At 65.3% G+C, this 26,562-nt stretch carries 24 protein-coding genes; 13 read left to right on the top strand and 11 right to left on the bottom strand.

All coding sequences use genetic code 11. The features are described 5' to 3' along the window. Positions 1-6 precede the first annotated feature (6 nt). Positions 7-1,200, bottom strand: a complete 1,194-nt coding sequence (locus tag ACE10W_RS37625) for an alpha-D-ribose 1-methylphosphonate 5-triphosphate diphosphatase (RefSeq protein ID WP_304549005.1) — start codon at positions 1,198-1,200, stop codon at positions 7-9. Continuing rightward, entirely contained in the window at positions 1,197-1,856 is a 660-nt protein-coding gene (locus ACE10W_RS37620) for a DapH/DapD/GlmU-related protein (RefSeq protein WP_304549003.1), read from the bottom strand. Before ACE10W_RS37620 ends, ACE10W_RS37625 begins: the two co-directional genes overlap by 4 nt. A 173-nt stretch (positions 1,857-2,029) precedes the next feature. Here ACE10W_RS37620 and phnC point away from each other — a divergent pair, with 173 nt between their 5' ends. The 4 genes from phnC to phnE (ACE10W_RS37600) all read left to right on the top strand — a co-directional run bounded on the left by phnC (position 2,030) and on the right by phnE (ACE10W_RS37600) (position 5,644). Further along, a complete protein-coding gene (phnC, locus tag ACE10W_RS37615) occupies positions 2,030-2,839 on the top strand; it encodes a phosphonate ABC transporter ATP-binding protein (protein ID WP_304549001.1) in 810 nt (269 codons plus the stop codon). Positions 2,840-2,903: 64 nt separating this feature from the next. Next, positions 2,904-3,839 (top strand): phosphonate ABC transporter substrate-binding protein, encoded by a 936-nt coding sequence (gene phnD / locus ACE10W_RS37610; protein WP_161532393.1) that lies wholly within the window; start codon positions 2,904-2,906, stop codon positions 3,837-3,839. A 75-nt stretch (positions 3,840-3,914) separates the two neighbouring features. Then, entirely contained in the window at positions 3,915-4,799 is an 885-nt protein-coding gene (phnE, locus tag ACE10W_RS37605; RefSeq protein ID WP_028175526.1) for a phosphonate ABC transporter, permease protein PhnE, read from the top strand. Further along, positions 4,796-5,644, top strand: coding sequence for a phosphonate ABC transporter, permease protein PhnE (phnE, locus tag ACE10W_RS37600; RefSeq protein WP_011090667.1), 849 nt, complete (start codon positions 4,796-4,798; stop codon positions 5,642-5,644). The genes phnE (ACE10W_RS37605) and phnE (ACE10W_RS37600) overlap by 4 nt, the downstream gene beginning before the upstream one ends. A gap of 62 nt (positions 5,645-5,706) precedes the next feature. On the opposite strand, the gene ACE10W_RS37595 is transcribed toward phnE (ACE10W_RS37600), so the two are convergent. Then, positions 5,707-7,266, bottom strand: a complete 1,560-nt coding sequence (locus ACE10W_RS37595) for a winged helix-turn-helix domain-containing tetratricopeptide repeat protein (protein ID WP_304548997.1) — start codon at positions 7,264-7,266, stop codon at positions 5,707-5,709. 512 nt (positions 7,267-7,778) lie between these two features. On the opposite strand from ACE10W_RS37595, the gene pcaB reads away from it, so the two are divergent. After that, positions 7,779-9,140 carry a 3-carboxy-cis,cis-muconate cycloisomerase gene (gene pcaB / locus ACE10W_RS37590; RefSeq protein ID WP_304548995.1) on the top strand — a complete coding sequence of 454 codons (1,362 nt, stop codon included), beginning with the start codon at positions 7,779-7,781 and terminating at the stop codon, positions 9,138-9,140. A 113-nt stretch (positions 9,141-9,253) separates the two neighbouring features. Beyond that, positions 9,254-10,510: an aminopeptidase gene (locus tag ACE10W_RS37585; RefSeq protein WP_011090664.1), complete on the top strand. Its 1,257-nt coding sequence runs from the start codon at positions 9,254-9,256 to the stop codon at positions 10,508-10,510. 60 nt (positions 10,511-10,570) lie between these two features. Here ACE10W_RS37585 and ACE10W_RS37580 read toward each other — a convergent pair whose 3' ends face one another. Continuing rightward, the gene (locus ACE10W_RS37580) at positions 10,571-11,125 is read right to left on the bottom strand and encodes a hypothetical protein (RefSeq protein ID WP_304548992.1); all 555 of its coding nucleotides are present in this window, start codon (positions 11,123-11,125) and stop codon (positions 10,571-10,573) included. Positions 11,126-11,364: 239 nt separating this feature from the next. On the opposite strand from ACE10W_RS37580, the gene ACE10W_RS37575 reads away from it, so the two are divergent. Further along, complete coding sequence (locus ACE10W_RS37575) at positions 11,365-11,820, top strand: cupin domain-containing protein (protein WP_038966115.1); 456 nt, start codon at positions 11,365-11,367, stop codon at positions 11,818-11,820. Positions 11,821-11,908: 88 nt separating this feature from the next. Here ACE10W_RS37575 and ACE10W_RS37570 read toward each other — a convergent pair whose 3' ends face one another. The 5 genes from ACE10W_RS37570 to ACE10W_RS37550 form a co-directional block, all read right to left on the bottom strand. After that, entirely contained in the window at positions 11,909-12,961 is a 1,053-nt protein-coding gene (locus ACE10W_RS37570; protein WP_271552712.1) for an amidohydrolase, read from the bottom strand. 272 nt (positions 12,962-13,233) lie between these two features. Further along, positions 13,234-13,755 carry a hypothetical protein gene (locus ACE10W_RS37565; protein ID WP_304548987.1) on the bottom strand — a complete coding sequence of 174 codons (522 nt, stop codon included), beginning with the start codon at positions 13,753-13,755 and terminating at the stop codon, positions 13,234-13,236. 65 nt (positions 13,756-13,820) lie between these two features. Beyond that, positions 13,821-14,636, bottom strand: a complete 816-nt coding sequence (locus tag ACE10W_RS37560; RefSeq protein ID WP_304548985.1) for an MBL fold metallo-hydrolase — start codon at positions 14,634-14,636, stop codon at positions 13,821-13,823. Positions 14,637-14,741: 105 nt separating this feature from the next. Further along, entirely contained in the window at positions 14,742-16,268 is a 1,527-nt protein-coding gene (locus ACE10W_RS37555) for a permease (RefSeq protein WP_304548983.1), read from the bottom strand. Continuing rightward, positions 16,265-17,014 carry an ABC transporter ATP-binding protein gene (locus tag ACE10W_RS37550; protein WP_060912707.1) on the bottom strand — a complete coding sequence of 250 codons (750 nt, stop codon included), beginning with the start codon at positions 17,012-17,014 and terminating at the stop codon, positions 16,265-16,267. The genes ACE10W_RS37555 and ACE10W_RS37550 overlap by 4 nt, the downstream gene beginning before the upstream one ends. 261 nt (positions 17,015-17,275) lie before the next feature. Between ACE10W_RS37550 and ACE10W_RS37545 the strand changes: the two genes are divergently transcribed. The 6 genes from ACE10W_RS37545 (at position 17,276) to ACE10W_RS37520 (ending at position 24,088) form a co-directional block, all read left to right on the top strand. Next, positions 17,276-18,151, top strand: coding sequence for a branched-chain amino acid ABC transporter permease (locus tag ACE10W_RS37545; protein ID WP_304548979.1), 876 nt, complete (start codon positions 17,276-17,278; stop codon positions 18,149-18,151). A 5-nt stretch (positions 18,152-18,156) separates the two neighbouring features. After that, positions 18,157-19,308, top strand: a complete 1,152-nt coding sequence (locus ACE10W_RS37540; RefSeq protein ID WP_060908933.1) for a branched-chain amino acid ABC transporter permease — start codon at positions 18,157-18,159, stop codon at positions 19,306-19,308. After that, on the top strand, positions 19,305-20,063 hold the full coding sequence (locus ACE10W_RS37535; protein WP_011090654.1) for an ABC transporter ATP-binding protein: 759 nt from the start codon (positions 19,305-19,307) through the stop codon (positions 20,061-20,063). The genes ACE10W_RS37540 and ACE10W_RS37535 overlap by 4 nt, the downstream gene beginning before the upstream one ends. 4 nt (positions 20,064-20,067) lie before the next feature. Beyond that, complete coding sequence (locus tag ACE10W_RS37530; protein WP_304553925.1) at positions 20,068-20,856, top strand: ABC transporter ATP-binding protein; 789 nt, start codon at positions 20,068-20,070, stop codon at positions 20,854-20,856. A gap of 94 nt (positions 20,857-20,950) precedes the next feature. Then, positions 20,951-22,789 carry a long-chain fatty acid--CoA ligase gene (locus tag ACE10W_RS37525; protein ID WP_304548976.1) on the top strand — a complete coding sequence of 613 codons (1,839 nt, stop codon included), beginning with the start codon at positions 20,951-20,953 and terminating at the stop codon, positions 22,787-22,789. A gap of 99 nt (positions 22,790-22,888) precedes the next feature. Beyond that, positions 22,889-24,088: an ABC transporter substrate-binding protein gene (locus ACE10W_RS37520; RefSeq protein ID WP_038966119.1), complete on the top strand. Its 1,200-nt coding sequence runs from the start codon at positions 22,889-22,891 to the stop codon at positions 24,086-24,088. Positions 24,089-24,274: 186 nt separating this feature from the next. Here ACE10W_RS37520 and ACE10W_RS37515 read toward each other — a convergent pair whose 3' ends face one another. Together ACE10W_RS37515 and ACE10W_RS37510 are read right to left on the bottom strand one after the other, a co-directional pair. Then, complete coding sequence (locus ACE10W_RS37515) at positions 24,275-25,399, bottom strand: lysozyme inhibitor LprI family protein (protein WP_304548974.1); 1,125 nt, start codon at positions 25,397-25,399, stop codon at positions 24,275-24,277. A gap of 115 nt (positions 25,400-25,514) precedes the next feature. Next, complete coding sequence (locus ACE10W_RS37510; RefSeq protein ID WP_304548972.1) at positions 25,515-26,246, bottom strand: transglutaminase-like cysteine peptidase; 732 nt, start codon at positions 26,244-26,246, stop codon at positions 25,515-25,517. Positions 26,247-26,562 lie beyond the last annotated feature (316 nt).

Raw genomic sequence — 26,562 nt, 5'->3', positions numbered from 1 at the left:
GCCAATTTATGCCGCGACGACAGCCTCGCGCGGCGCCGCCGCCGCGCTGAGCAGTCGCGTCGCATCGGTGAGATGCACGAGCTTTCCGCCCGATATCACCGCGACGAGCCGCGGCCGCAGCGGCACGGTGTCGTCGACGAGGAGGATGTCGGCGCGGCGTCCTTCGGCGAGGATGCCGCGGTCGGCAAGGCCGGTCGCGCGCGCAGGCTCCGCGGAGACCAGGCTCCAGGCCTCCGTCAGCGGCAACACGCCATCGGCGGCGAGGCGGAACGCGGCGAGCAGTTGCGCGGGATAGTAATAGTCCGACGCCAGCACCGAGCAGAGCCCCTTTGCGATCATGTCGGATGCCCGGGTCCAGCCGGTGTGGCTGCCGCCGCGCACGACGTTCGGCGCGCCGTAGACGATGGCATCGCCGTGGCTCGCTGCCGCCCGCGCCGTCTCCTCGTTGATCGGAAACTCGGCGATGTCAGCGCCGAGCTCGCGAAACTCCCGGCGCATCGCGGGTGTCGCATCGTCATGCGAGAGCATCCGCACGTCTGCCGCGCGGGCAGAAGCAGCGAGCCGCGACACGGAGGCCGGCACGTCGGCGGCGCGCGAGATCACGCGGTCGACCAGACCGTCAAAATCCTCGCTAGACAAGCCTGTGCGCTCCACCATGCGGTTGCGCTTGCGCGGCTTGGCCATGTCGGCGACGGTGCCGTCCATGTGGTCGTTGAAGGCGAACAGGTCGACGCGGCCCTCGGCGAGCCACTGGCTGATCTCGGCCTCGGCATCGAGATTGTAGGTCTCGTGCCGCAGATGGAAGCGGGTGTCGGCAGCGAATTGCGGACGCTGCCGCTCGATCGCCTCCATCAGGCCGCGCGCATTGTCGGCGCTGCGCAGGCCCGGTTCCCACGAGCAGGTCGTGGCGTGAAACACCGTGGTGATGCCGTTGCTGATCGCCTGGCGGTCGCTGTCCGCGAGCGCGACGTCGATCGGGAAGTCCACGCCGGCGCGCGGCATCATCTGCCGCTCGAAGGCATCGCCATGCAGATCGACGATTCCCGGCAACACCAGCAGATTGCGCGCATCGATCGCGAGCCGAGCCCGGCCACGGGCGGCATCGACCCGTGCGATGTCCGTTCCGGCCACGCTGAGTGACGTCTCGACCAACTCGGTGCCGATCAGGGCCCGGCCGCCCTCAAGGAAAATGTCTGTCACGCGACCGCGCTTCGTTTGCTGGCAGGGGAGTGTGCCCGTGCTTCATACGTGGAGAGAAAATCTTCAATCCCGAGCCTGCGGAAATCGGGCAGGGCTTCACGCAATTTGTCGTGATCCCAGTCCCACCAGGCGAGCCGCGCAAGCCGCCCGGCGATCTCTTCCGAGAAGCGCCGCCGCACGATTCGCGCGGGATTGCCGGCGACGATGGTGTAGGCGGGCACGTCCTTGGTGACGATGGCGCCGGCCGCGATCACCGCGCCGGTGCCGATGTTGCGGCCGGGCAGCACGATCGCGCCATGGCCGATCCAGACGTCGTGGCCGATATGGACGTGATGCTGGCGCCGCCAGTCGAAGAACTCCGTGTCGTCGCTCTCGCCGGAGAAGTAGGCGCTGGAACGATAGGTGAAGTGCGCCTGCGTCGCGCGATGCATCGGATGATTGCCGGGGTTGATACGCGTCATCGCCCCGATTGAGCAGAATTTCCCGATCGTGGTGTAGGTGATCTGCGAATCGTTCACGACATAGGAGTAATCGCCCATCGCCACTTCATGCAGGATCGTGCGCGCGCCGACCTCGGTATAGGCGCCGAGCCGGGTCTCGTGCAGCTTGGCCGAGGGATCGATGGTCGGTTGGACTGAAAGGGCTTTGCCGGCCATGTCGTATCCGAAGCGTGAGGGCGGGCGTTCCTCTTCGAGCGGCTCGATGACAATGTCATGACGCAGCGATGACAGGGGATGAGGTGTGTTGGATCGCCGCACCGCAACGTGCATGTCACACAAGTGTCAAGCGTCGGCGTTAGCGGTGGGTCCCAGCTACTCTGGAGCCCTGCATGCTGGTGGTTGAAGGTCTGACGTGCCGCTTTGGCGCAAAAGCCGCGGTGGACGACGCTTCGTTTCAAATTTCCCCCGGCGGATTCGTCGGCGTGATCGGACGATCCGGCGCCGGCAAGTCCACGCTGCTGCGGACCATCAACCGCCTGGTGACGCCGACGCAGGGCCGCATCCTGTTCGACGGCACCGACGTCACAGCGCTGCGCGGCAAGGAGCTGCGGCAGTGGCGGGCGCGCTCGGCGATGATCTTCCAGCAGTTCAACCTCGTCGGCCGGCTCGATGTTCTCACCAACGTCCTGATGGGGCGCCTCGCGACGATGCCGGCCTGGCGCTCGCTGTCGCAGACCTGGCCCGAACACGACAAGGCGCTGGCGATGTCCGCGCTCGAACAGTTCGATATCGCCGCGCTCGCCGCGCAGCGCGCCGACCAGCTCTCCGGCGGCCAGCAGCAGCGCGTCGCGATCGCCCGCGCGCTGGTGCAGCAGCCCGACATCATTCTCGCCGACGAGCCGATCGCTTCGCTCGACCCGCGCAACACCAAGATCGTGATGGATGCGCTGCTGCGCATCAACGAGCATTTCGGCATCACCGTGCTCTGCAACCTGCATTCGCTCGACTTGGCGCGCAGCTATTGCGACCGCCTGATCGGCATGGCGCAGGGCCGTGTCGTGTTCGACGGCGCACCGTCTGCGCTGACCGATCACGTCGCGCGCGAGCTCTACGATCTCGAAGCCACCGACGTCATGGGCGGCTCGCCCGTGCCGGCGCCCGAGGGCATTCCGGCGCTTGGAACGGCGGCCGCCGCCTGAGCCGCATCGCTTCTGTCGTTGCCAGTTTTTGCGTCAACCGACCCCAACCGATGAAGAGGGTATCATGATCACTCGCAGATTAGTTCTTGCCGGCGCCGCCGCGCTCGCATTCACGACTTCGGCCTCCGCCGACGACTGGAAAGCCAAATATCCCGAGCTGACCTTCGCGGTCATTCCGGCGGAAAACGCCTCGGGCGTGACCGAGCGCTGGGCGCCGTTCATGAGCTATCTCTCCAAGGAATTGGGCGTGAAGGTCACGCTGCGCATCGCCAATGACTACGCCGCCGTCATCGAAGGCCAGCGCGCCGGCAACATCCATATCGCCAGCTACGGCTCGGCCTCGTTCGCCCGCGCCCGCCTGACCGGCGTCAAGACCGACGCCTTTGCCAACGATATCAACGCCGACGGCTCGACCGGCTACTATTCGGTGTTCTTCGTCAAGGCGAGCAGCCCCTACAAGAGCATCGACCAGCTCAAGGGCAAGAATCTCGGCCTCGTCGACCCGAACTCGACGTCCGGCAACAACGTGCCACGCTTCGAGCTCGACAAGATGGGCATCGCGGACGCCGACACCTATTTCAGCAAGGTCGTCTTCACCGGCAGCCATGAGAACGCGATCCTGGCGCTGGCGCAGGGCACGGTCGATGTCGCGGCCAACCAGTGGACCAGCGACGACGATTCGACGCTGGCGCAGATGCTGACCAAGGGCATGCTGAAGAATGCCGACGGCTCGCCGATGAAGAAGGACGATTTCCGCATCATCCACAAGTCGGCGCCGATCATCAACGGCCCCTATGCCTACAACTCCGACCTGCCGGAAGAGGCGAAGGCGGCGATCGCGAAGGCGTTCTTCGACGCGCCGGCCAAGGACAAGGCGGCCTTCGATCGCCTCCAGGACGGCCAGAAGAAGGGTTTTCATCCCGCCACCACCAAGGATTGGGATGGCACGATCGAGCTGATCAAGTTCGTCGATGCACTGCGTAAGAAGAAGGCGTCCTGAGTTTCGGGACGAGCTACTCGAGCCGGGTCGATGGACCCGGCTCTTTCTCTTTGATCGGCCACCTTTCCTGAACAGATGACCCTCGCGGTTTCGATCCTGCCCGAGCAGCAACTGGCTGCGCTGAACACCGCTTACAATCAGGCGGTCGCGCGCAGACGGCTCCGTCTCTTGCTCGGGGTTGTGGTGTTCGCCGCCGCGCTGCTTCTCGCCGCGATCGGCGCCGAAGTGAACCTGCGCACCTTCTTCACCTATTTCGGCAACTTCGTCAGCTATTTCGATCGCATCCTCACGCTCGACAACGGCCAGCGGGTCTGGACCGATGTCGGCGAGTGGCTTTGGGGCTGGCGCAAATGGTTGAAGATGCTCGGTGAGACGCTGCTGATCAGCTATGTCGGCACGCTGACCGGTGCGACCCTCGCCTTTGTCCTGAACTTCTTCGCGGCGGAAAACACCTCGCCCGCGCCCTGGCTGCGCTTTACGGTGCGGCGTCTGCTCGAATTTGCACGCACCGTCCCGGGCATCGTCTTCGCGCTGATCTTCGTGATCGCCTTCGGGCTCGGGCCGATGGCTGGCGTGCTCGCGATCGCGATCCATTCCACCGGCGCGCTCGGAAAATTGTTCTCGGAGATCGTCGAGAATGCCGACATGAAGCCGGTCGAGGGCATCCGCTCCACCGGCGCGAGCTGGCTCTCCTGCATGCGCTTTGCCGTCGTGCCGCAGGTGACCGCGGGCTATGCCAGCTACGCGCTGTTGCGCTTCGAGATCAACGTCCGCGAAGCCTCGGTGATGGGCTTTGTCGGTGCCGGCGGCATCGGCCAGGAGCTCGTCGTCGCCATCCGCAAATTCTATTATTCGGACGTCAGCGCCATCCTGCTCACCATCATCATTACGGTCTTCATCATAGACATCACCACCGGCTGGCTGCGCGGCCGCCTGTTCGGCAAGGAGGCGCGGACGTGACGCGGCCGCAAGAGGTTGACACGCGAGAGCTTCGCGCGCGCTACCCTGACGTGTTCGACCGGCCTGCCTCGGCGCGGCTCGCAATGCCGGCGATGATCGTCGCGGCGTTCGCGGTCCTGGTGTACGGCCTCGTCGATCTCGACTTCTCGCCGTCGCGCTTCGTCGCAGGCCTCAGCCAGCTCGGCTGGATCAGCCTGATGATGATCCCCCCCGATCCCGGCTCCTCGCTGCCGATCTATCTGAAGGCGCTCGGCGAGACGCTGTCGATCGCCCTACTCGGCACGACGCTCGCCGCATTGTTCGCGCTGCCAGTCAGCCTGCTCGCCGCCCGCAACGTGGTGCCGTCAAACATCCTGCGCTTCCCGATCCGCCGTTTCCTCGACTCGATCCGCGGCGTCGATACGCTGATCTGGGCGCTTGTTTGGATCAATGTCGTCGGCCTGGGCCCCTTCGCCGGCGTGCTCGCCATCGCCGTGTCCGATTTCGGCGCCTTCGGCAAGTTGTTCTCGGAGGCGATCGAGGGCGCCGACCAGAAGCAGGTCGAGGGCATCCGCGCCTCCGGCGGCAGCGCACTGCACGAGATCCGCTTCGGCCTGTTGCCGCAGGTCCTGCCCGTGATCGCCGGCCAGGTGCTCTATTTCATCGAGTCCAACACCCGCTCGGCCACCATCATCGGCATCGTCGGCGCCGGCGGCATCGGCCTCCAGCTCGCCGAGCAGATCCGTGTGCTGGAATGGCAGAAGGTGTCGTTCCTGATCCTGATGATCTTGGTCGCGGTCGCCGCGATCGATTTCATCTCGGGCAAGCTCCGTTTCGCGATCATCGGCCGGCGCGCGGTGGCTTAGGTTGTTCGCCTCCCTTCGCCCCTTGTGGGGGGAGGGCGCACTCTCGATGCTGCGCGAGAAGTCTACTCCATCCCCGCGCGCCGCAATCCTTCCAGATAATGCTCGCGGTCCTGCTCCAGCAGCATCGGCAGCTCGCTTGTGATCCAGGCGAGCGAGATGCCCGGCTGGGCGCGGCGCAAGCCTTCCAGCGCGGACGCGGCAAGGGCCGGATCACCCAGCATGCCGGCGGCCGCCGTCAGCACGCGATGTGCGCCGACGAAATCGGCGCGCTGCCGCATCGATTCCCGCGCCATCTGCAAGCTTGCCTCGTAATTGCGGCCGATGAACTGGGCATAGGCGGCGACCCCGCAATAGATCGCCGCGAGCGGATCGCGCGGGCTCAGCCGCAGCGCGCGGCGCGCGGCGGCATCGCCGTCCTGCCATCTTCCCGCGTAGCACAGCGTCACGCCGTAGAAGGCGTGCGCCATCGCGAAATTCGGATTGAGCCTCAAGGTCAGCTCGAACTCCGCCAGCGCGTCGTCGAAGCGGCGGCGGAACAGGTAGGTATAGGCGAGGCCGTGATGGGCCCAGGCGTCCTCGCGATCGGCCTCCACCGCCGCAAGCGCCGCGCGTTCGGCGACCGGCACGGTCGCGGCCATGTCGGCCCAGCCCATATGCGCGCCGAAGATATGGCTGGTCGCGAGCAGGCCCAGCGCCTTGCCATAGGCGGGATCGACCGCGACGGCCTTCTCGAGCAGCCCTTGCGCGGCCGCATTGTCCTCGCGGGTGATGCGCCAGTAATGCGACAATGCGCGCATGACGAGGTCCCAGGCATCCAGGCTACCCGGCGGCTTCTGCCCGGCGCGAAAGCTCTCGGCCGTATAGAGCTGCGGCTCGATCGCGGCGACGATCGCCTCGGTGATGTCGTCCTGCACGGCGAAGATGTCGGCAAGCTCGCGGTCGTAGCGTTCGGCCCAGAGATGGCTGCCGGTCGAGACGTCGTTGAGCTGGGCCGAGATGCGCACGCGCTCGCCGCTCCGCCGCACGCTGCCTTCGACCACGTAGCGCACGCCGAGCTCGCGCGCGACCTCGTGCATGTGCACGGCGCGGCCCTTGTAGACGAAGGAGGAGTTGCGCGCGACGACGAAGAACCAGCGCAGCTTCGACAGCGCGGTGATGATGTCCTCGCTGATGCCGTCGGAGAAATAGTCCTGCTCGCGGTCACCGCTCATATTGGTGAAGGGCAGCACGGCGATGGCGGGCCGGTCGGGCAGCGCGAGTGCCGCCTGCGGCGCTGGTATCCACCGGCCGGGTTCCGGCGCGGCCGCGGCGAGCTTGGTCTCGACGTCGCCGACGAAACGAAAACCCTTGCGCGCGATGGTTCGGATCAGCGCCTGGCTCGCGCCGTTGTCGCCGACCGCCTTGCGTGCCGCATTGATCCGGCTGGTCAGGGTGGATTCGGAGACGCTGCGCCCGTGCCAGATCTTGTCGATCAGCTCGTCCTTGCTGACCACCCGGTCGCGGTTTTCCATGAGATGGACGACGAGGTCGAAAACCTGCGGTTCCACGGAAACGGGAACCTGCTCGCGGCTCAGCTCGCGCCGGTCGGTGTCGAGAAGGTGATCCCGGAACAGAAACTGCACGTCGAAAACTCAGACCTCACGACGACATCGGGGCAATGACAAAGCAAAACGGATTCCGACCTAAGTCTGTGAGTCCGCCGGGAGGCCGCTTGGTTCATTGCGATCGCAAGATGGCTGCCATGCCATTTGCGGGGAGGAGTGCTGCCTCGACTAGAATGTGGCGGCTGGAGTCGGATTGTCGCAGGCCACGTACTCAATCTGATATCGCCGACCGCGCTTCCCTTCACCCTGAGGTGGCCGCTTCTTCAGCGGCCCTCGAAGGGCGACGGCCCGCATCCCGGCCTGCCATCCTTCGAGGCTCTCCACGCGACGCGTCGCGTCGCATGGTTCGCACCTCCAGCGACAACCGCTTCGCGGTTGCGCGGGGATGACGGCGCCGATGGTTTGACGCGCAGCGGCGAGACCAATGCACGACTTCGAATGTGTGATGAACCGGCATTGTCCATTGCCGAACGACGCCGCCTGCGTAAGCTGCACCGATACAAAACAACACCAACCATAAAGAAACGCCCATGCCCGCTCTCCACGCCTCGACCACCGTGCTCGACTCCATGCTGTTCCGCGACGCCTTCGGCACGCCTGAGATGCGCGAGGTGTTTTCCGATGTCGCGCTGGTTGCGCGCTATGCCGAGGTCGAGGTGGCGCTGGCGAAGGCGGAGGCCAAATGCGGCGTGATCCCGCAGGATGCCGCCGACCAGATCGCGGCGCGGACCGACGTTGCCGCGCTCGATTTCGACCTGCTGCGGCAGGAGACCGACATCGTCGGCTATCCGATCCTGCCCTTGGTGCACCAGATGGTGAAGCAATGCGGCGATGCCGGCCGTTACGTGCATTGGGGCGCGACCACGCAGGACATCATGGATACCGCCGTAGTGCTGCAATTGCGTGCCGCGCTCGAGATCGTCGAGCGCGACATCGCGGAGCTGCGAAAGATTCTCGCCGACCTCTCCAGGCGCCATCGCGATACGCCGATGGCGGGGCGCACTCATCTCCAGCAGGCGCTGCCGGTGACCTTCGGCTACAAGACCGCGATCTGGCTAGCGATGTTCGATCGCCACGCCGAGCGTCTGGCGCAATTGAAGCCGCGGGTCCTGGTGGGCCAGTTCGCCGGCGCCGCCGGCACGCTGGCCTCGCTCGGCGACAAGGGCTTTGAGGTGCAGGAGGCGCTGTGCGACGCGCTGAAGCTCGGCGTTCCCGCCTCGACCTGGCACGTCGCGCGCGACGGCTTTGCCGAGGCCGTGAACTTCCTCGCGCTCGTCACCGGCTCGCTCGGCAAGATCGCGCTCGACATCATGATCATGGCCTCGACCGAGTTCGCCGAGGTCTACGAGCCCTTCGTCAAGGGCCGCGGCGCCTCCTCGACCATGCCGCAGAAGCGCAACCCGATCTCCTCGGAACTGATGCTGGCGGCGTCCAAGGCGGTGCGCCAGCACGCGGGCCTGATGCTGGATGCGATGGTGCAGGATTTCGAGCGCGCCACCGGCCCCTGGCACGCCGAGTGGATGGCGATCCCCGAAAGCTTCGTGCTGGCCGCGGGGGCGCTGCACCAGGCGAGGTTCGCGCTCGCGGGCCTCATCGTCGACGAGGCGAAGATGAACGACAATCTCGCCATCAGCCGGGGCCTGATTGTGGCCGAAGCGGTCATGATGGGGCTCGCGCCCCAGATCGGGCGGCAGGAGGCGCATGACGTGGTCTATGACGCCTGCCGGCTCGCCAACGAGAAAGGTTTGACGCTGGCGGACGCGCTCTCGTCCGACTCGCGCGTCTCTGCCAGGATCGACCGCGCCACGATCGATGCGCTCACTTCACCGAAAAATTACCTCGGCCTTGCTCCCGCCATGGTCGACCGGGTGCTGAAATCGGCAACGCGTTGAAAACCAAGATGCGTGAAACTGCGTATCTTTCGTCGCCCCCAATACGCTCGTATACTTGTGTCTCGCGATGCTAGACTTAGATTGAGCGAGAGACTTTCGGCAGAGGACCCGGCATGACCGATCAACGCATCACCTCCACTCCTATCGATCCTGCGAAACTCGACCGGCTGGCCGAGGTGGCTGTGAAGGTGGGCCTGGGCTTGCGGCCGGGACAGGATCTGCTCCTGACGGCGCCGGCGATCGCGCTGCCGCTGGTACGCCGGATCGCCGTTCATGCCTACAAGGCCGGCGCCGGTATCGTGACGCCGATCCTGTCGGACGAGGAGATGACGCTGGCGCGTTACCGCCACGGTCACGACAACAGTTTCGATCGCGCCGCCGGCTGGCTCTATGAGGGCATGGCCAAGGCATTCTCCGACAACACCGCGCGGCTCGCCATCGTCGGCGACAATCCGATGCTGCTGTCGGGCGAGGATCCGTCGAAGGTCGCGCGCGCCAGCAAGGCCAACTCGATGGCCTATCAGCCGGCACTGGAAAAGATCGTCAATTTCGACACCAACTGGAACATCATCGCCTATCCGAGCCCATCATGGGCCAAGCAGGTGTTCCCCAACGATCCCGAGGACGTCGCGATCGGCAAGCTCGCGGACGCGATCTTCGCGGCCTCCCGCGTCGATCGCGAGGACGCGATGGCCAATTGGGCGAGCCACAATGCGGTGCTGCGTGAGCGCACCAACTGGCTCAACGGCCAGCGTTTCCGCGCGTTGCAGTACTCAGGCCCGGGCACCGATCTCACCATCGGCCTTGCCGACGGCCATGAATGGGAAGGCGGCGCCTCCCTGTCCAAGAACGGTATCAGCTGCAACGCCAACATCCCGACCGAAGAGGTCTTCACCACGCCGCATTGCCGCCGCGTCTATGGTCATGTCGTGAGCTCGAAGCCGCTGTCCTACCAGGGCACGCTGATCGACAACATCGCGGTGCGCTTCGAGGACGGCAGGATCGTCGACGCGAAGGCCTCGCGCGGCGCCGAGGTGCTGAACAAGGTGCTCGACACCGACGAGGGCGCGCGCCGTCTCGGCGAGGTGGCGCTGGTGCCACATTCCTCGCCGATCTCGCAGAGCGGGCTGTTGTTCTACAACACGCTGTTCGACGAGAACGCGGCCTCGCACATTGCGCTCGGCCAGTGCTATTCGAAATGCTTCGTCAACGGCGCCCAGCTCACGCCGCAGCAGATCGCCGCGCAAGGCGGCAACCAGAGCCTGATCCATATCGACTGGATGATCGGCTCGGCCGAGACCGACATCGACGGCATCCTCGCCGACGGCAGCAAGGTGCCGGTGTTCCGCAAGGGCGAGTGGGCGAAGTAGTTTGCTTCACCTCTTCCCGCTGGGGAGAGGTGAACGTCCTCGCAACAGTCTCTCCTGCCCTCATGCCGCCGCGTTGCGCAGCATCGGGTTGTTGTCGATGCTGAAGCGGTTGAACAGCGTCGTGAACGGGCTGCCGTCGGTGGCCCGCACGATGGCGTCGGAAGCAGCCACCGCCTCGTAGAGCGCACCGACCGGATCGTCCGGCTCGGGCAGGTCGAGGCCCTTGCGGATTTGCTCGCGGGCCTCGTTGATCTCATCCTCTTCGTCGAGGGTCGCCTCCAGTGCATCCGCCGCGCGCCGCATTTCCGCGAGGTCGCCGCCCGCGGAGAATTTGAGAATGTCGAGCCAGTAGGGCCGGACGACGACGAGCTGGATAAAGGCCTCGAACGTACCAGCGATAATTCCTGCGCGGCCCTCCGATGAGACGTAGAGCACATTCTGCGACGGCAGCAGCACGAACGCGCCGCCGGAGCCGTCGCTGCCGACCTGCCGGGGGCTTTCGATGCCGTCGATGGTAAACCAGGACTCATCATCCGGCGTGAAGGAGATATCAAGGCTCCCGAGCCGGGCGACGACCTGGCTGTTGGCTGTCAGAACCTCGGGCGTGAGGGGCATCAGCACGGCTCCTTTCAGGTCACTTCGCGCATTTTGTCGCACCCCGGAAAAGATGGGTTCATGTGCGCGAATTTGCAGGGAAATCGCGGCGTTAGCTGCTTCGCACATGCAACTTGCGGCTGATTGTCGAGGCCTGCGTAAGAAAGAATTAAAAGCCGATCACTAGCGTTGCGTACATCATTGGAAACAATCCGGGCCCCGACCCGGCCAAAAACCTATTCTATCCCCTGGGGAAACAGATGTCGCGCGCATTGATTGAAATTAGTAGTTGCAATGTGGATCTCGAGCTGCGGCCGATCGAGCCGTCCTGGATCATCGAGGGCAATCCGGTGTCGCGCTCGCACATCCTGTCCACCAGTGCGGACGGTACCGCCTCGACCATCATCTGGTCCTGCACCGAAGGGCGCTTCAACTGGTACTACGACATCGACGAGACGATCATGATCATGGAAGGATCGATCGTGCTCGAAAGCGACGGCATGCCGCCGAAGCGCTACGGTCCCGGCGACGTCATCTTCTTCCGCGACGGCGCGCATGCCAAATGGCATGTCGAAGGCCACGTCAAGAAGATCGCTTTCTGCCGCAAGACCAATCCGGTGATGATCGGTTTCCTGATCCGCGTCGTCAACAAGCTCAAGCGGATGTTCGTCTCCACCGGCGAGCGCCGTCCCGCCTCGCTGATGGGCGCCGGCTAGCGCACGCCCGGACCAAGACTTTTCGAGGACGCTTCCCAGCGGCTACGACGGAAGAGGGGTCGGGACCAACATCCCGGCCCCTCTCTCGTCATGACGGCAAGTGGAGCCGGTAGATATCGGTCGCGGTCTGCGAGAACAGTGCGGTCTTCTCGGCCTCGCCCAGTGGCGCCGCGATACGCTTGAAGGCGTTGAAGATCACCTGATAGCTGCACTGGCCCTTGTCCGGCGGGAAATTGCTCTCGAACATCGCGCGCCTTGCGCCGAACGCCTCGATGCAGGTCTCGATATAGGGCCGCCAGGCCGCGGCAAGCTCCTCGGAGGACGGTGGGCTCTCGCGCAGATGGAAATCGTAGCCCAGCAGGCACATCGCGAGGCCGCCGAGCTTCACCACCACGTTCTCGCATTTGGCGATCTCGCGGATCGAGGCGCGCCATTGCGGAAACACCTCCTCGCGCCGCCCGGCAAAGCGGCCGACGCCGGCCGGACCGCCGCAATGGTCGAGCACGATCCTGGTGTCGGGGAAGGCGCGCGCGAGCTCGGTCAGCTCGCCGATCTGCGGATGGAACAGCCAGGCATCGAAGCTGAGGTTCAGCGGCGCCAGGCAGGCAAAGCCTTTGCGGAAGGTCGGATCCTGCAACAGTCCCTTCGGCCGGTTGGCGTACATGCCCGCGACGACAGGATCTTGGTCCCAGGCCGAGGAATGCCGGATGCCGCGGAAACGGCCGTTGCCCGCCGCGATCTCGGCTTCCAGCACCGGCTTGGCGGCGTCGCCCAGCAGCAGGTTCACATGGCTGACGATGCCAGCGCAGATCGCGGCCGTGCCGTAAGCACCGCTTGCGCTCATTGCGGCGACGCCGTTGGCGAACTCGACTTCGCCGACCGGCCGGAACGCCTCGGGCCCGTGCGCCCGATACATCGAGCGGCAGTCGACATAGACGGTGGCGACGATGTTGTGGCCGGAGCCGATATCCGCCGCCATCTCCTCGATCAGGTAGCGGTGCCCGCGATTCCACAGGTGATGATGGGGATCGACGATCGGCCGCGAGGGATCGATGATCTCCTCCTGATGCAGCGCGAGCCAGTCCTCGCGCGGCTCGACGAATAGCCCGCTCGTGTTGGCGGGTAGACCGCTTGCAGCCATCGGCGTTCGCTCCCTCTATGTTTTTTGTGGCGGGAGCCTAGCATCTCGTCCTTGCGCCCGGCAGCGCGCGTTGCTCAGAGCACCATAGCAACGGCGGAGGAGGTGCGCTCCCTCTCCCGCTTGCGGGGGAGGGTTGGGGTGGGGGTGTCTCCACAGAGAGATTCCCAGTGTGGAGAGAGCCCCCACCCGCGCCTTCGGCGCGACCTCCCCCGCAAGCGGGAGAGGTTGCAGCGAACCCGTGGCCCGATCGATTCAGTCAAAATCCATTCGACTTAACCCTTGCGTCGCCTCGCCCTCACATCGACCACAAGTCGCCAATCGGCTGCGGGAGCCGGCTTGACCTCGCCGAGCCAATGGAAGGAGTCGTCCGCGATCTCCGTAAAGCTCCAGCGCGTCAGGTCGCCCGCGTCGGTCTTGCCTTCCTGCACGATGTCATCGCCGCGCGGACGGCCGATCTGCTGACGGAACACGCTGCGGCCGGGATCGAACCAGGAGATCCGCCACGCATCGATGGTCGGATCGTAGACCCGCAGCGTCGTGCCGTACCAGTTGCCGGCGACCGGAAAGGCGGGGCCGCCGCTGGGACGGGGAATGATCCAGACGTCCTGGACGGCGCGGCCCTCCAGCACCCAGCCGAAATGGATTTCGCCGGGCGCGGTGTGTTTCGTTCCATCTGGGCCGCGGGCGGTGATCTCGGCATCCCAGTCGCCGACGAAGCGGCCGTAAAGCCGGAGCGCCGCGGCGTGCTCCAAGTTCGGTCCATTCGCGTGCAACAATCTTGCAAAGTCCGTCATGTCGATCTCCTGTTGCGGGGAGATCAGCACCAATGGGCGGCAGCCGGCTTGGAGAAAATTGCGCCTCAGACGCCGTCGAGGATGATCACCGTCGGCTTCGACGGCAGTGCATCGCGCGACATCCGGAAGGAGCGCTCGATGCGCCGGTCGATCTCGAACTGCTGGCCGATCCGGCGCATGAAGTCGTCGAGCGGGGTGGCGAAACGGTGCATCGGCAACACCACGGAGGCGCGCAGCCGCCTGGTGATCTCGGAGATGCCGTCCAGCGACATGGTGTAGGTGCCGTCGATCGGCACCATCACGATGTCGAGCCGCCCGATCTGGGCGAAATGGCTGTCGTCGAGCTTGTGGTGAAGGTGGCCGAGATGGCCGATGCAGAGGCCGGCGACCTCGAAGATGAAGATCGAGTTGCCGTCGCGGATCATGTCGGTGCCGGCATCGTCGCCGAAGTAGCGGCGGATGTCGGTCGTGACGTTGCGGATGAAGGTGTCGCCGATGCGCTCCGACACGATGGCCGGCTTGCCGTCCTCGCCCCAGCCGTGCAGCACATGGGGAATGCGCTTGTCCGGGTATAAGGAGTAATGCGTGCTGTGCGCCCGGTTCATGGTGACGACGTCGGGCAACCGTCCGACCTGATAGGCGCCGCTATAGTCGGTGGCGATGCGCAAGCCGCCGGGCGTGTCGATGAAATAGGTGGAGTGGCCGACATAGGTGATCTCGACCTCGGCCGCGGCTGTCGCCTGCCGGAAGGCGACCGGGACGGCGCGGGGCGCGGTGTTGGCCATCGCCAGGCATTCGCTGCGCTGGGGCTGCTGCTGAGCGAGGGCAGGCGAGAGGAGCGCGCCGAACAGCGCCAGAGCGGCCGAAACAAGTCGCCACATATCCGTCCCCGATGACTTCAGGAGAAAGTCTAACGCGCAATGCAGCGCGGGGCCAATGGGCTTCGATCAACAGCGCGTCAGTATCGCAGTTGTCATCCGCGCCGCTTATTCGCGTCTTGGGCTGAATTTCCAGGTAATGGCGACGAGGCTCGCGGTGATCAGGCCGCTGACGAGGCCGGCGAGGGGGAGAGCGAGCAGCAGCGCAGCGGTGGCGGCCCAGCCGATCGAGGAGAAGGCCTCGGCAAAGGTCGCAAGCCGGGAAGAGGTCTGGCGGCGGCGGAATTGGCTGCGCCGGGCCTGCACCCGGAACCAGAGCTGGATTGCGGTCGCGGAGGCCGCACTGATGATGATCGCACCGGCACTGACCGCGGCCTGGATCGGCGAGGCAAACGCCAGCGCCGCGACCAGCGGGCAGAAGATGACCGCGATCGCGATCAGCACCACCTCGATCTTGGCGCGGATGACGCTGGACGGCGTCAGCGGCGCGGTCGCGACGAGGTCGGGAGCGTCCTCGCCCGAGATCGTCAGCCAGGCCAGTCCGCCGGCAAGCTGTCCCGCCGCCATCACGATCACGGGTGTGATCAGCGTCAGTGCGGCAGAACTGTCGGTGAAGCTGCGCCAGAGCAGCAGCGCCGGCGGCACCAGATAGAGCAGCTGCATCAGGGTCTGCGAGATCAGCCAGGGATCGCGCCACAGCAGCGAAAATTCCTTGCGGCGCAGCGCCTGCTGCCGCGATCCGCCGCGGAACGGGCGTTGCTTCGCGCCTCGGCGGCCGGATGTGCCGTAAGCCGCGGCATCGATCGCGGTGTCGGCAAAGCGGCCCGAGAAGATCGCCATGACGCCGCCGAGCAGCACCAGTCCGAGCGCGAGAAGCAGCAACAGCGCCTCGCTGTCGCCCAGGGCCGCCCGCGCCGGCCACCACCAGATGCTGTCGACGTCGGGGGCGTGTTCGGCAAAGGTGCCGGAGGTCAGGATGGTGATGCGCGACAGCGTGCCGTAGGACATGATCGCGGCGACCTGGAGCGCGATCACGAAGCCGGCGCCGATGATGGCGGCGAGGACCTGGGCCACGAAGCGCGTCCGTGCCGGACCGATCAGGCGGAACAGCAGGATGGTGACGGCAATCGCGATCGCCGCGGCCGACAGGCCCATCGCGACCACGACGCCGAACGCCGCAAGCCAGCGCGGTCCGCCGCCGATCACCAGCACGTCGATGAAGGGTGTCGAGAACAACAGCGCCAGCACCGTGACGGCGAGCGCGATCGCGGCAATGCGCACCGAGAACAGGTTGGCCAGCGTCGCCGGCGAGGACATGATCAGATCGAGATCGGCGCGGGCGTAGAACACCCGCGTCACCGATTCGATCGCCTGCGACAGCATCAAGGTCCAGGCCAGAAAGATCGTCGCGGTGATCACGATCAGCGAGGATTTGTCGAGCGGCAGTTGCAGGTCGGCGACGCGGCCGATCACGGCCCAGGCCGGCACGTGCAGGAGCGCTGCGAACAGAAGCAGGCCGATGACGGCGACGCGCGTCCGCTTGCGCCGGCCGCCGGTCATCATGGCGAGCCATTCGCGCCAGGCGAGCCGGAGCTCGTGGCGGGCAAACCAGGTCAGCGCGGTCGCCGAGCTCATGCGGCTTCCTGGAGCGTCACCAGCGCGATGAAGAGATCTTCCAGGCTGGTGTCGGCATGGCCGTTCTGCTGGCGCAGCTCAGTGAGCGTGCCTTCGGCGACCAGGCGGCCCGAGGCGATCACGCCGATGCGGTCGGCCATGCGCTCGGCGACCTCGAGGATGTGCGTGGTCATGATCACGGTGCAGCCGGCGCGGACGCGCTCGCTCAACAGCCCCTTCACATGGCGGGCGGAGACGGCGTCCAGCCCCGTCAGCGGCTCGTCGAGGATGATGAGGCGGGGATCGTGCACCAGCGCGCCGGCCAGCGCCACCTTCTGGCGCATGCCCTTGGAAAAGCCCTCGCAGCGCTCGTGCCGGTGCGGCTCGAGCCCGAGCGAGCTGAGCAGCCCCTCGGCGACCGGTTCCGAGGCGGAAGGCGCGATGCCCCAGAGCCCGGCGACGAATTCGAGGTACTCCAGCGGCGTCAGCTTGTCGTAGATCATGGGCTCGTCGGAGACCCACGCCATCACCTGCTTGGCGGCGACCGAATTTTGGAGCGCATCGATGCCGAAGATCGAGACCGCGCCGGCGTCGGGCCGCAAGAGGCCCGCAACCATGCGCAAAGTGGTGGTCTTGCCAGCGCCGTTGGGGCCGACCAGGGCGTAGAATTCACCGGCGTGAACTGTGAGGTCGAGGCCGTCGACCGCCGGACGGTCAAAACGCTTCGTTAACCCTCGGACTTCGAGCGCCGAGCTGTCCGGCTTCATGACGGCCTCACCATCCGGTTTTGCATCGCCCGCGACCATGACCCGAAGATGTTTCGGCGCGGTGAATCGCACTGCCGCAAATTCCGTCATCCGTCTTGGACTAAAGGCAAGTCACCGTTTGTTGACAGCGCTTGGCGGTTCAGGCTGAATTGGCACCGGGACAAATGGCGCTGACGCAGCGAAACGACTGCGTAGCGACTGGACACAAGATGCGACGAGGCGATCGAAGAACCGCCGGTTGCGTCAGGAGGAAGCGCGGCGATGCTGGATTTCGTTCAGCAGCTGGTCAGCGGTGTTGCGCTCGGCTGCGTCTACGGCATGATCGCGCTCGGCTTCGTGCTGGTCTACAAGGCGACCGAGGTCGTCAACTTCGCCCAGGGCGACCTGATGATGCTGGGCGGCTTCTTCGCCTTCACCTTCATCGGCATGATGGGCCTGAACTACTGGATCGGCTTTGCCGGTGCGGTGGCCGCGATGGCGCTGTTCGGCATGCTGGCCGAACGCGTGGTGGTGCGGCCGATCCTCGGCTATCCGCAATTCTCCATCATCATGGCGACCATTGGGCTCGGCTACTTCCTGCGCTCGATCGCCGGCATGATCTGGGGCACCGATGATCTGAAGATCGAGACGCCGTTCAGCCAGGGCGTGCTGCGGATCGGCTCGCTGGTGCTCGCCTACGACAAGCTCTCGGTGATCGCGGCGACGATGATCCTGTGCACGCTGCTCTGGCTCTTCTTCAACAAGACCACGCTCGGCACCGCGATGCGCGCCAGTTCCGAGAACATGCTGGCGGCCTATTACATGGGCATCCCGGTCAAGCGCGTGGTGTCGATCGTCTGGGCGATCAGCGCGGCGGTCGCGACCTGCGCCGGCGTGCTGCTGGCGCCGATCACCTTCATTCACTCCAATGTCGGCCTCGTGCTCGGCCTCAAGGCATTCCCCGCCGCGGTCCTCGGCGGCTTCGGCTCGATCCCCGGCGCGGTGGTCGGCGGCGTCCTGATCGGCGTGATCGAGAGCATGGCCGGCTTCTATCTGGCCGAGGGCTGGAAGGACGTCGCGCCCTACGTCGTGCTGCTCGCCGTGCTGCTGCTCAAGCCCGAAGGCCTGTTCGGCCTTCACGTCCGCAAGAAGGTCTGAACGCCATGCGCTTCCTGTTCAAGACCGACTACGAAGACGACATCAAGCTGTTCCCGCATTCGGGCTATTTCGTCTCCTACGGCATCCTGCTCGCGCTGCTGCTGATCGCGCCTTACGTGCTCTCCAGCTATCTGATGAGCCAGCTCGTCTTCGTCTGCATCTATGCAACCGTCGGCGTGGCGCTGCTGATCCTGACCGGCTTTACGGGGCAGGCCTCGCTCGGGCATGCCGCGTTCCTCGCGATCGGCGCCTACACGGCGGCCTATTTGCAGAAATACAACGTGCCGTTCCCGGTCTACTTCCTCGCCGCGGGCCTTCTGACCGGCATCATCGGCGCGATGGTCGGCTTTCCCGCGCTGCGGCTCCAGGGCATCTATCTCGTCATCGCCACCATCTCCTTTGCCCTGATCGTCGAGGAGATCCTGGCGCGCTGGGAGAGCGTCACCAACGGCAACGAGGGCATGCGGGTCAAGACGCTGTCGCTGCTCGGCGTCGCGGTGCCGCGCGACAGCCCGACCTTCTATTTCCTGTGTCTCGCCGTGCTGGTGCTGACCATCGTCGGCACGCTCAATCTGCTGCGCTCGCCGACGGGCCGCGCCTTCGTCGCGATCCGCGACAGCGAGACCGCGGCGCGCAGCATGGGCGTCAACGTCGCGCTCTACAAGGTGAAGTCCTTTGCGATCTCGGCGGCGATCACCGGCTTTGCCGGCGTGCTGTTCGCGCACAAGCTCTCGTTCATCTCGCCGGAGATGTTCACGCTCCAGCTCTCGATCGAGTTCATCATCGTGATCCTGATCGGCGGCAGCTTCAGCCTGCACGGCGCCGTGCTGGGCGCGATCTTCATCGTGATGATCGACCCGTTCCTGACCTATTTGAAGGACGACATGCCCGGCATCATCGCCGGCATTGCCGCCGCTTTCGGCGCCGGCACCCAGGGAGCGGCCGACGTCCAGTCCAAGGTCGCGGCCTTCGCGTCGCTCAACGGTCTGAAGGGCGCGATCTACGGCATCATCATCGTGCTGTTCGTGCTGTTCGAGCCGCTCGGGCTCTACGGCCGCTGGCTCAAGATCAAGCTCTTCTTCCAGCTCTTCCCGCTCTACAAGCGCGCCACCTTCAAGCGGCAGAAGATCTACGTGAAGTCGGAGCGCAACCGATGAGCTATTTTCGCGCCGAGAACCTGTCGCTGCATTTCGGAGGCCTCAAGGCCGTCGATGCGGTGTCGTTCGCGGTGGAGAAGGGCGAGATCCTCTCGATCATCGGGCCCAACGGCGCCGGCAAGAGCTCGATCTTCAACCTGATCTCGCGGATCTACCGGCCGACCTCGGGCCGCATCTTCTTCGAGGACCAGGACATCACCGAGCAGCCGCCTTACGATATCGCAAGACTAGGCATCGCCCGCACCTTCCAGAACATCGAACTGTTCGAGAACGCGACGGTGCTGTCCAACCTCCTGGTCGGGCGCCACCGCCATTCCACCACGCAGCTCTGGCAGGAGCTGCTGTTCCTGCCGAGCGTGCGCGCCAACGAGAAGCTGCATCGCCGCCGGGTCGAGCAGGTGATCGAGTTCCTCGATCTCGAGCCCTATCGCGACAAGCTGATCTCGGGCCTGCCCTACGGCGTGCGCAAGGTGATCGAGCTGGCGCGGGCGCTGTGCTCTGAGCCGAAGCTGATCCTGCTCGACGAGCCGTCCTCCGGCCTCAATGTCGAGGAGACCGACGACATGTCGTTCTGGATCCGTGACATGAAGAACGAGCTTGGCGTCACCGTGCTGATGGTCGAGCACGACATGTCGCTGGTCAACCGCGTCTCCGACCGCGTCATCGCGCTGAACTATGGCCGGGTGCTGGCGATGGGCTCGCCGGCCGAGGTGCAGCAGCACCCTGATGTCGTCGCCGCGTATCTGGGAGCCTGACGCGATGGATGCCGCGGCGACACCGGACATCATCCTGAAGCTTTCCAACATCGAGAGCTATTACGGGCCGATCATGGCGATCCGCGGCATCTCGCTGGAGGTGCCGCGCGGCCGCATCGTCACGCTGCTCGGCGCCAACGGCGCCGGCAAGACCACCGTGCTGAAGACGATCTCCGGCATTCTCGATCCGCAGAAGGGCGCGATCGAGTTCATGGGCAGGCCGATCCAGCGCATGGAGGCCGACCGGATCGTGCGGCTGGGCCTCAGCCACGTGCCGGAGGGGCGGGAGGTGTTCCCGTTCCTGTCCGTGCGCGAGAACCTGATGATGGGCGCCTATCCGCGCAAGGACCGCAGCGGCGTCGCGGAGGATCTGGAGCGCGTCTACGGCTATTTCCCGCGGCTGAAGGAGCGCATCGACCAGCCGGCCGGCCAGCTCTCCGGCGGCGAGCAGCAGATGCTCGCGATCGGCCGCGCGCTGATGAACCGGCCGACCCTGCTGCTGCTCGACGAGCCCTCGCTCGGCCTGTCGCCGCTGCTGGTGAAGGAGATCTTCACCATCATCCGCCGCGTCAACGAGGAGCAGGGCATGTCGATCCTGCTGGTCGAGCAGAACGCCAAGGTGGCGCTGGAAACGGCACATTACGGCTATGTGCTGGAGATCGGCCGTATCGTGATGAACGACACCTGCGACCGCTTGATGCATTCCCAGGACATCCAGGAATTCTACCTTGGCGCCAAGGAAGCGGGCGCTCGGGGCGAACGGCGCTGGAAAAAGAAGAAGACGTGGCGTTAAGGCAAGACTTGGCGTTAGATGGGTTGCCCGTCCGCAAGACATAGACCGCCGGCAAGGCAGGCAGCGGAGGGGAAGCGACAAGGAGGAGACGCGCATGGCCCGACCGGCGGTGCTGACGGTCGCTGATACGATCGCGAAAAGCTTCTTGCGCGCCGCGGAAACGCGGGGCGACAGGCCGGCGATCCGCGAGAAGAAGTTCGGCATCTGGCAGCCGACGAGCTGGCGCGAGTGGCTGGAGATCTCGAAGGAGATCGCCTACGCGCTTCGCGCGATCGGCTTCATGCCCGGCGACGTCGCCTCCATCATCGCCAATGCCGTGCCGGAATGGGTCCATGCCGACATGGGCATCCTGTGCACCGGCGGCGTCTCGTCCGGAATCTATCCGACCGATGCCTCGTCCCAGGTCCAGTATCTCGTCAACGATTCCGGCACGAAGGTGATCTTCGCCGAGGACGAGGAGCAGCTCGACAAGATCCTCACCTGCCGCACACGCTGCCCATCCCTGCAAAGGATCGTCGTGTTCGACATGGAGGGCCTCAGCGGCTTCTCCGACGACATGGTGATGTCGCTCGACGAGTTTCGCGCGCTCGGGCGCAATCATATGGTCGGGCGCGAGGCACTGTGGCCGGAGATGATCGACAGCCGCGGCCCTGAAGATCTCGCGGTGCTCGTCTATACCTCCGGCACGACCGGCCCGCCCAAGGGCGCGATGCACGCCAACCGCAGCGTCACGCACCAGATGCGGCATGCCAACGACTTCATCCCGGCGCGGGAGAACGAAGACCGGCTGATCTTCCTGCCGCTCTGCCATGTCGCCGAGCGCATCGGCGGCTACTACATCTCGGTCGCGCTCGGCTCGGTGATGAATTTTGCCGAAAGCACGGAGACGGTGCCGGACAATCTGCGCGAGGTGCAGCCGACCATCTTCCTTGCGGTGCCGCGCATCTGGGAAAAATTCTATTCCGCCATTACCATCGCGCTGAAGGATGCGACGCCGCTCCAGCAATGGGTCTACCGCCGCGCCATCGGGATCGGCTACCGCATGGTCGATTGCCGGATCGAGGGCAGGGCGCCGCCGCTGTCGCTGCGCCTCGCCAACCAGCTCGCCTACCGGCTCGCCTTCCGCAACATCCGCCGCATGATCGGGCTCGATCGCTGCCGCATCGCCTTCACCGGCGCGGCGCCGATCGCGCCGGAGCTGATCCGCTGGTATCTCGCGCTCGGCATCGACATGCACGAGGTCTACGGCCAGACCGAGAATTGCGGTGTCGCCACCATGATGCCGGCGACGCGGATCAAGCTCGGCTCGGTCGGCACCGCCGTGTCCTGGGGCGAGGTCGCGCTGTCGCCCGACGGCGAGATCCTGATCAAGGGCGACTTCCTGTTCATGGGCTATCTGAACCAGCCGGAGAAGACGGCGGAGGCCATCGATCCGCGCGGCTGGCTGCACACCGGCGACGTCGGCACCATCGACAATGAGGGCTTCGTCCGCATCACCGACCGGATGAAGGACATCATCATCACCTCCGGCGGCAAGAACGTCACGCCGTCCGAGATCGAGAACCAGCTCAAATTCTCGCCCTACATCTCGGATGCGGTGGTGATCGGCGACAAGCGGCCGTACCTCACCTGCCTCGTCATGATCGATCAGGAGAACGTCGAGAAGTTCGCCCAGGACCACGACATCCCCTTCACCAATTATGCGAGCCTGTGCCGGGCGACGGAGATCCAGGACCTGATCTGGCGCGAGATCGAGCAGGTCAACGTCAATTTCGCCCGCGTCGAGACCATCAAGAGGTTTTTCCTGATCGAACGCCAGCTCACCCCGGAGGACGAGGAGTTGACGCCGACCATGAAGCTGAAGCGCAGCTTCGTGAACAAGCGCTACGCCGCCGAGATCGACGCCATGTATCGCGAACGCGCGGTGGCGTGAGGCGCACGGCCGGAAGGCCGTGCGCAAGGAGACGCTGAAATCAGCGAAGGAGCGATGGCCAACCCTTCGCGCAACACGGGCCAGGGAGAGGAGACGTCAATGTCGAAATCGTTCAGGGCGTTCGGCCTTGCGGTGAGCGCGGTGGTGCTCACGCATCTGCCGGCCGCAGCACAGACCAAGGTCACCAATGAAGGCATCTCGGCGACCGAGATCGTGATCGGCACCCATCAGGATCTGTCGGGGCCGATCAAGGGCTGGGGCGTGCCGGTCTCCAACGGCATGAAGATGGCGGTCGAGGAGGTCAATGCCGCCGGCGGCGTCAACGGCCGCAAGATCCGGCTGGTGGTCGAGGACAGCGGCTACGATCCGAAGAAGGCCGTGCTGGCGTCGCAAAAATTGATCGAGCGCGACAAGATCTTCGCGATGGTGGGACCAATGGGATCGCCGACCGTGCTCGCGGCGCAGGACATCCTGCTCGACGCCGGGGTGCTTCAGCTCTTCCCGCTGACGGCGGCGGAGTTCACCTTCAAGTTCGATCCGGCCAAGCCGCAGGAGCGGCTGAAGTTCAACAACCTCCTGCCCTATGTGGAGAGCACGCGCGCCGCGCTCAAATACATGATGGAGTGGAAGAGCTTCCAGAAGCCCTGCATCATGCACCAGGACGACGAGTACGGAAAGAACGTGCTCGACGGATTCAACCAGCAACTGGCTGTGATGAAGGTGCAGCCGGCCTCGATCACGAGCTACAAGCGCGGCGCCTCCGACTTCAGCGCCCAGGTCGCGAAGATGAAGTCCGACGGCTGCGACCTCGTCGTGCTCGGCGCGGTGCTGCGCGAGCCCATCGGCGCCATGACCGAGGCCAGGAAGCTCGGCTGGGACGTCACCTTCCTCGGTGCGACCCCCGTCAACGTGATGGAAGTGCCCATGCTCGGCAAGGAAGCAGTGGAAGGCCTCTATGCCGCGTCGGGCTTCGAGATCCCGTATGAGGACACCGCCAAGGGCAAGGTCCACGACTGGCTCGTCAACTACAAGAAGATGTTCAACACCGACGCCAACACGCAGGCGATCATCGGCTACAACGCGGTGATGACCTTCGCCTTCTATGCGCAGAAGGCGGGCAAGGACCTCACGGGACAGAAGATGCTGGACTCGCTCGAGTCGGGCGAGAAGTTCCTCGACATCTTCAACTCGCCTCCGACGAAGTTCTCCAAGACCGACCACCTCGCCAACACCATCACCCAGGTGCAGCAGGTCAAGGGCGGCCGCTGGGTGCTGGTGAAGGACAATCTGATGTTTTGATGCGTCTTCGCCTCTCCCCGCGTGCGGGGAGAGGCCGGAATTTGCGGGAGCAAATTCCGGGTGAGGGGGAGTCTCCGCGAGTCCATCTTTCACCGTCCTTGCGGAAGCTGCCCTCACCCCGACCCTCTCAGCGCGAGCGGAGCTCGTCGCGGCCCCGCGAAGAGCGGGGAGAGGGAGAAGAAAGACCTACGATCCGCCGCCCGCGGTCCCCGAATTCACCGGTGCCAGCTCGTCTTCACGGCAGCGCCAGCCGTCGCCGGCTTTGACGAAGGCGAAGGTGCGCTGGATCCTGAGGCGGCGCGTGACGTTGAAGGCGTCCCCGGAGCGCTCCTTGTTGCCGGCGGCTCCCGGCTGCGGACGACCCGTCCTGGCGTCCCAGCAGGTGCCGGTGCAGGTGGAGGCGACCTTGCTGCATGTGGCGAAGGGCGCCAGCACGACCATTTCGATCTCGCCCGTGACCTGCGCCTCCTGGTCGCTCACCTGGCTGTCGACGGCGTAGACGCGGTTGATGCGCAGGAAATTTCCGCAGGAATTGGCCGCGTGAATCCGCGCGGCGCAAAAGTCGACGGCGTCGGTGTCGGGCGAGCGGGCCGCGACCTGCCGGCCGAACACCTTTTTCGGATCGCCCTTGGCGGCGCGGATCTCGTCGGTCTTGTGTGCGAGGTAATCGGCGAGACAGCTCTCCGCCGATTCGAGCTCTTGCAGCGGCACGTTCTCCTTGTCGACCAGATTGCATCTGCGGTCGCGCTCACGCGTCCACCGGCCGTATTCGGCGAAGGCAAAGCGGGCCGCAGTCGGGTCCAGCTTGCCGATCAGCCCGAGCACCTGGCCATTGAGCTCCGTTTCGGCGAGCGCCAGCGAGGGGTCCGCGCAGATCAGTGCGCCCGCGGCCGTATTGGCGGCGAGACAGTCGAAATCGGGATCACGCAGGATCGTGGCGCGCTCCTCGGTCACCTTGAGGAGGCACGCCTTTACCCTGTCGAAATCGTCGGCGCGGATCCGGGTCTCGCCGACGATGCCGCAGCCGAGATTGCGCTGGCGGCCCCAGATGGCGTTCTCCTCGATGGCCGGCAGGCGGTCGGGCAGGCGGGCGAGCCGCGCCTCGATCGCCGTGCCCAGCTTCTCGGCGGCGGCGGCAAGCTCCGCGTCACCGCAGATCAATTGATTGCCGGGGTCGCGAATCTGCTGGCAGTTGTTCCTGGCGAACAGCGGCAGCTTGTCGGCGATGGAGCGGTCGGATGGGCCGGATTGCGCGAACAGGGGTGCCGCGGGCGCCAGCAGCGCAAGCACAATCAGCCCGATGAACCGCATTCCAGTCGCCCCCGCCTTGCCAGAGGCATGCTAGCGCCCCGGATCGCGCGGTGGAATGAATTTGTGGGGCGGCGCTTTGCGCCGACCCGTTGGCTCTATCCGGCTACAAGCTAGCTCAATGCGCCTCGGCCGTGGCCATCGAGAACCGCACCGGCTCGTCGACATATTTCAGCACGGCCGACTGGTACAGCACGAACAGCGGCTGGTAGCCCCGCGAGTCGTCGTCCTCGACCATCGCCATGCGGCGGTTGTCCAGCATCAGCCAGTGTCCGTCGAGCTTTGCCGCGGCAACCGCATGCTCCTCGCCGGCGCGGAGGTCGCGCACCACGACGACGCGGAGGTCCTCGGTGGCAACGCCGGCGAGCCGCAGCGCGGCCAGCTTGGCGATTGCATAGTCTTCGCAGTCGCCGGCGCCGCGCTCGAAGGTCGCAAGCGGCGAGCTCCAGACGTCGTCGGCGCCGTCATTGGCGGCGCGGATGGCGAGGTTGATGGCGCGATTGGTCTCGCCCAGCCGGGCGCGGCCGTCGCGGGCGCGGGCCTGGTCGACGATGGCGAGCAGCTTGAGTGCCGCAGGCGATGCGCAATTGTCGCGGTCGCCGTCGCACAGCGCGAGCTGCACCATGTCGTCGTCGAGCCTGGATTTCAGCGCGGACCATTTCTGCTGGAGGCTGCCGGACGAGATGGCAAAGGCGAACACGCCGAACGGTTCGGCGGATTTGCGCACGAGGACGCCGGCGCCCGGCGACAGCAGCGTGCCGGCGCGGAGCTCTGCGGCCGATCCCAGCAGGACCAATCCGCACAGGACAAGGATTGCGCGCCAGGCGCGCGAGCGAGCAGCGGTCTCCATCTGACATCCCCTTCCGGCTTCGCCAGGTCCCCCTCGACCTGTACGTGCCGGGCTTTGTTGCTTTCGCGGAGATAGTGCGAGACGGGCCGTTTTGTTCTGCTTAATGCGCCCGGCAGGGGCCCCAAAACCGTGGGACAGGCTGAAACGGCTCTGCCCAAATTGCGTAAAATTTTACGAATCGGGGGCTAGGAGGTGTCCGGTCGCCGCGAAATGGAAACAATTGCAGGCAGAAGTTGCAGGTAGGCTGATTCTGTCGCCTATGGCTAACGACCCGCTATTTCACGGGTTCTGTTAGTTGGGTCACAGATTTAGTTCC

The sequence above is a fragment of the Bradyrhizobium sp. B025 genome (genome assembly GCF_042257955.1).
Classification (GTDB): domain Bacteria; phylum Pseudomonadota; class Alphaproteobacteria; order Rhizobiales; family Xanthobacteraceae; genus Bradyrhizobium; species Bradyrhizobium diazoefficiens.
The sequence above is the reverse complement of the archived record's forward strand: the minus strand, read 5'-3'. Positions and strand labels throughout refer to the sequence as shown.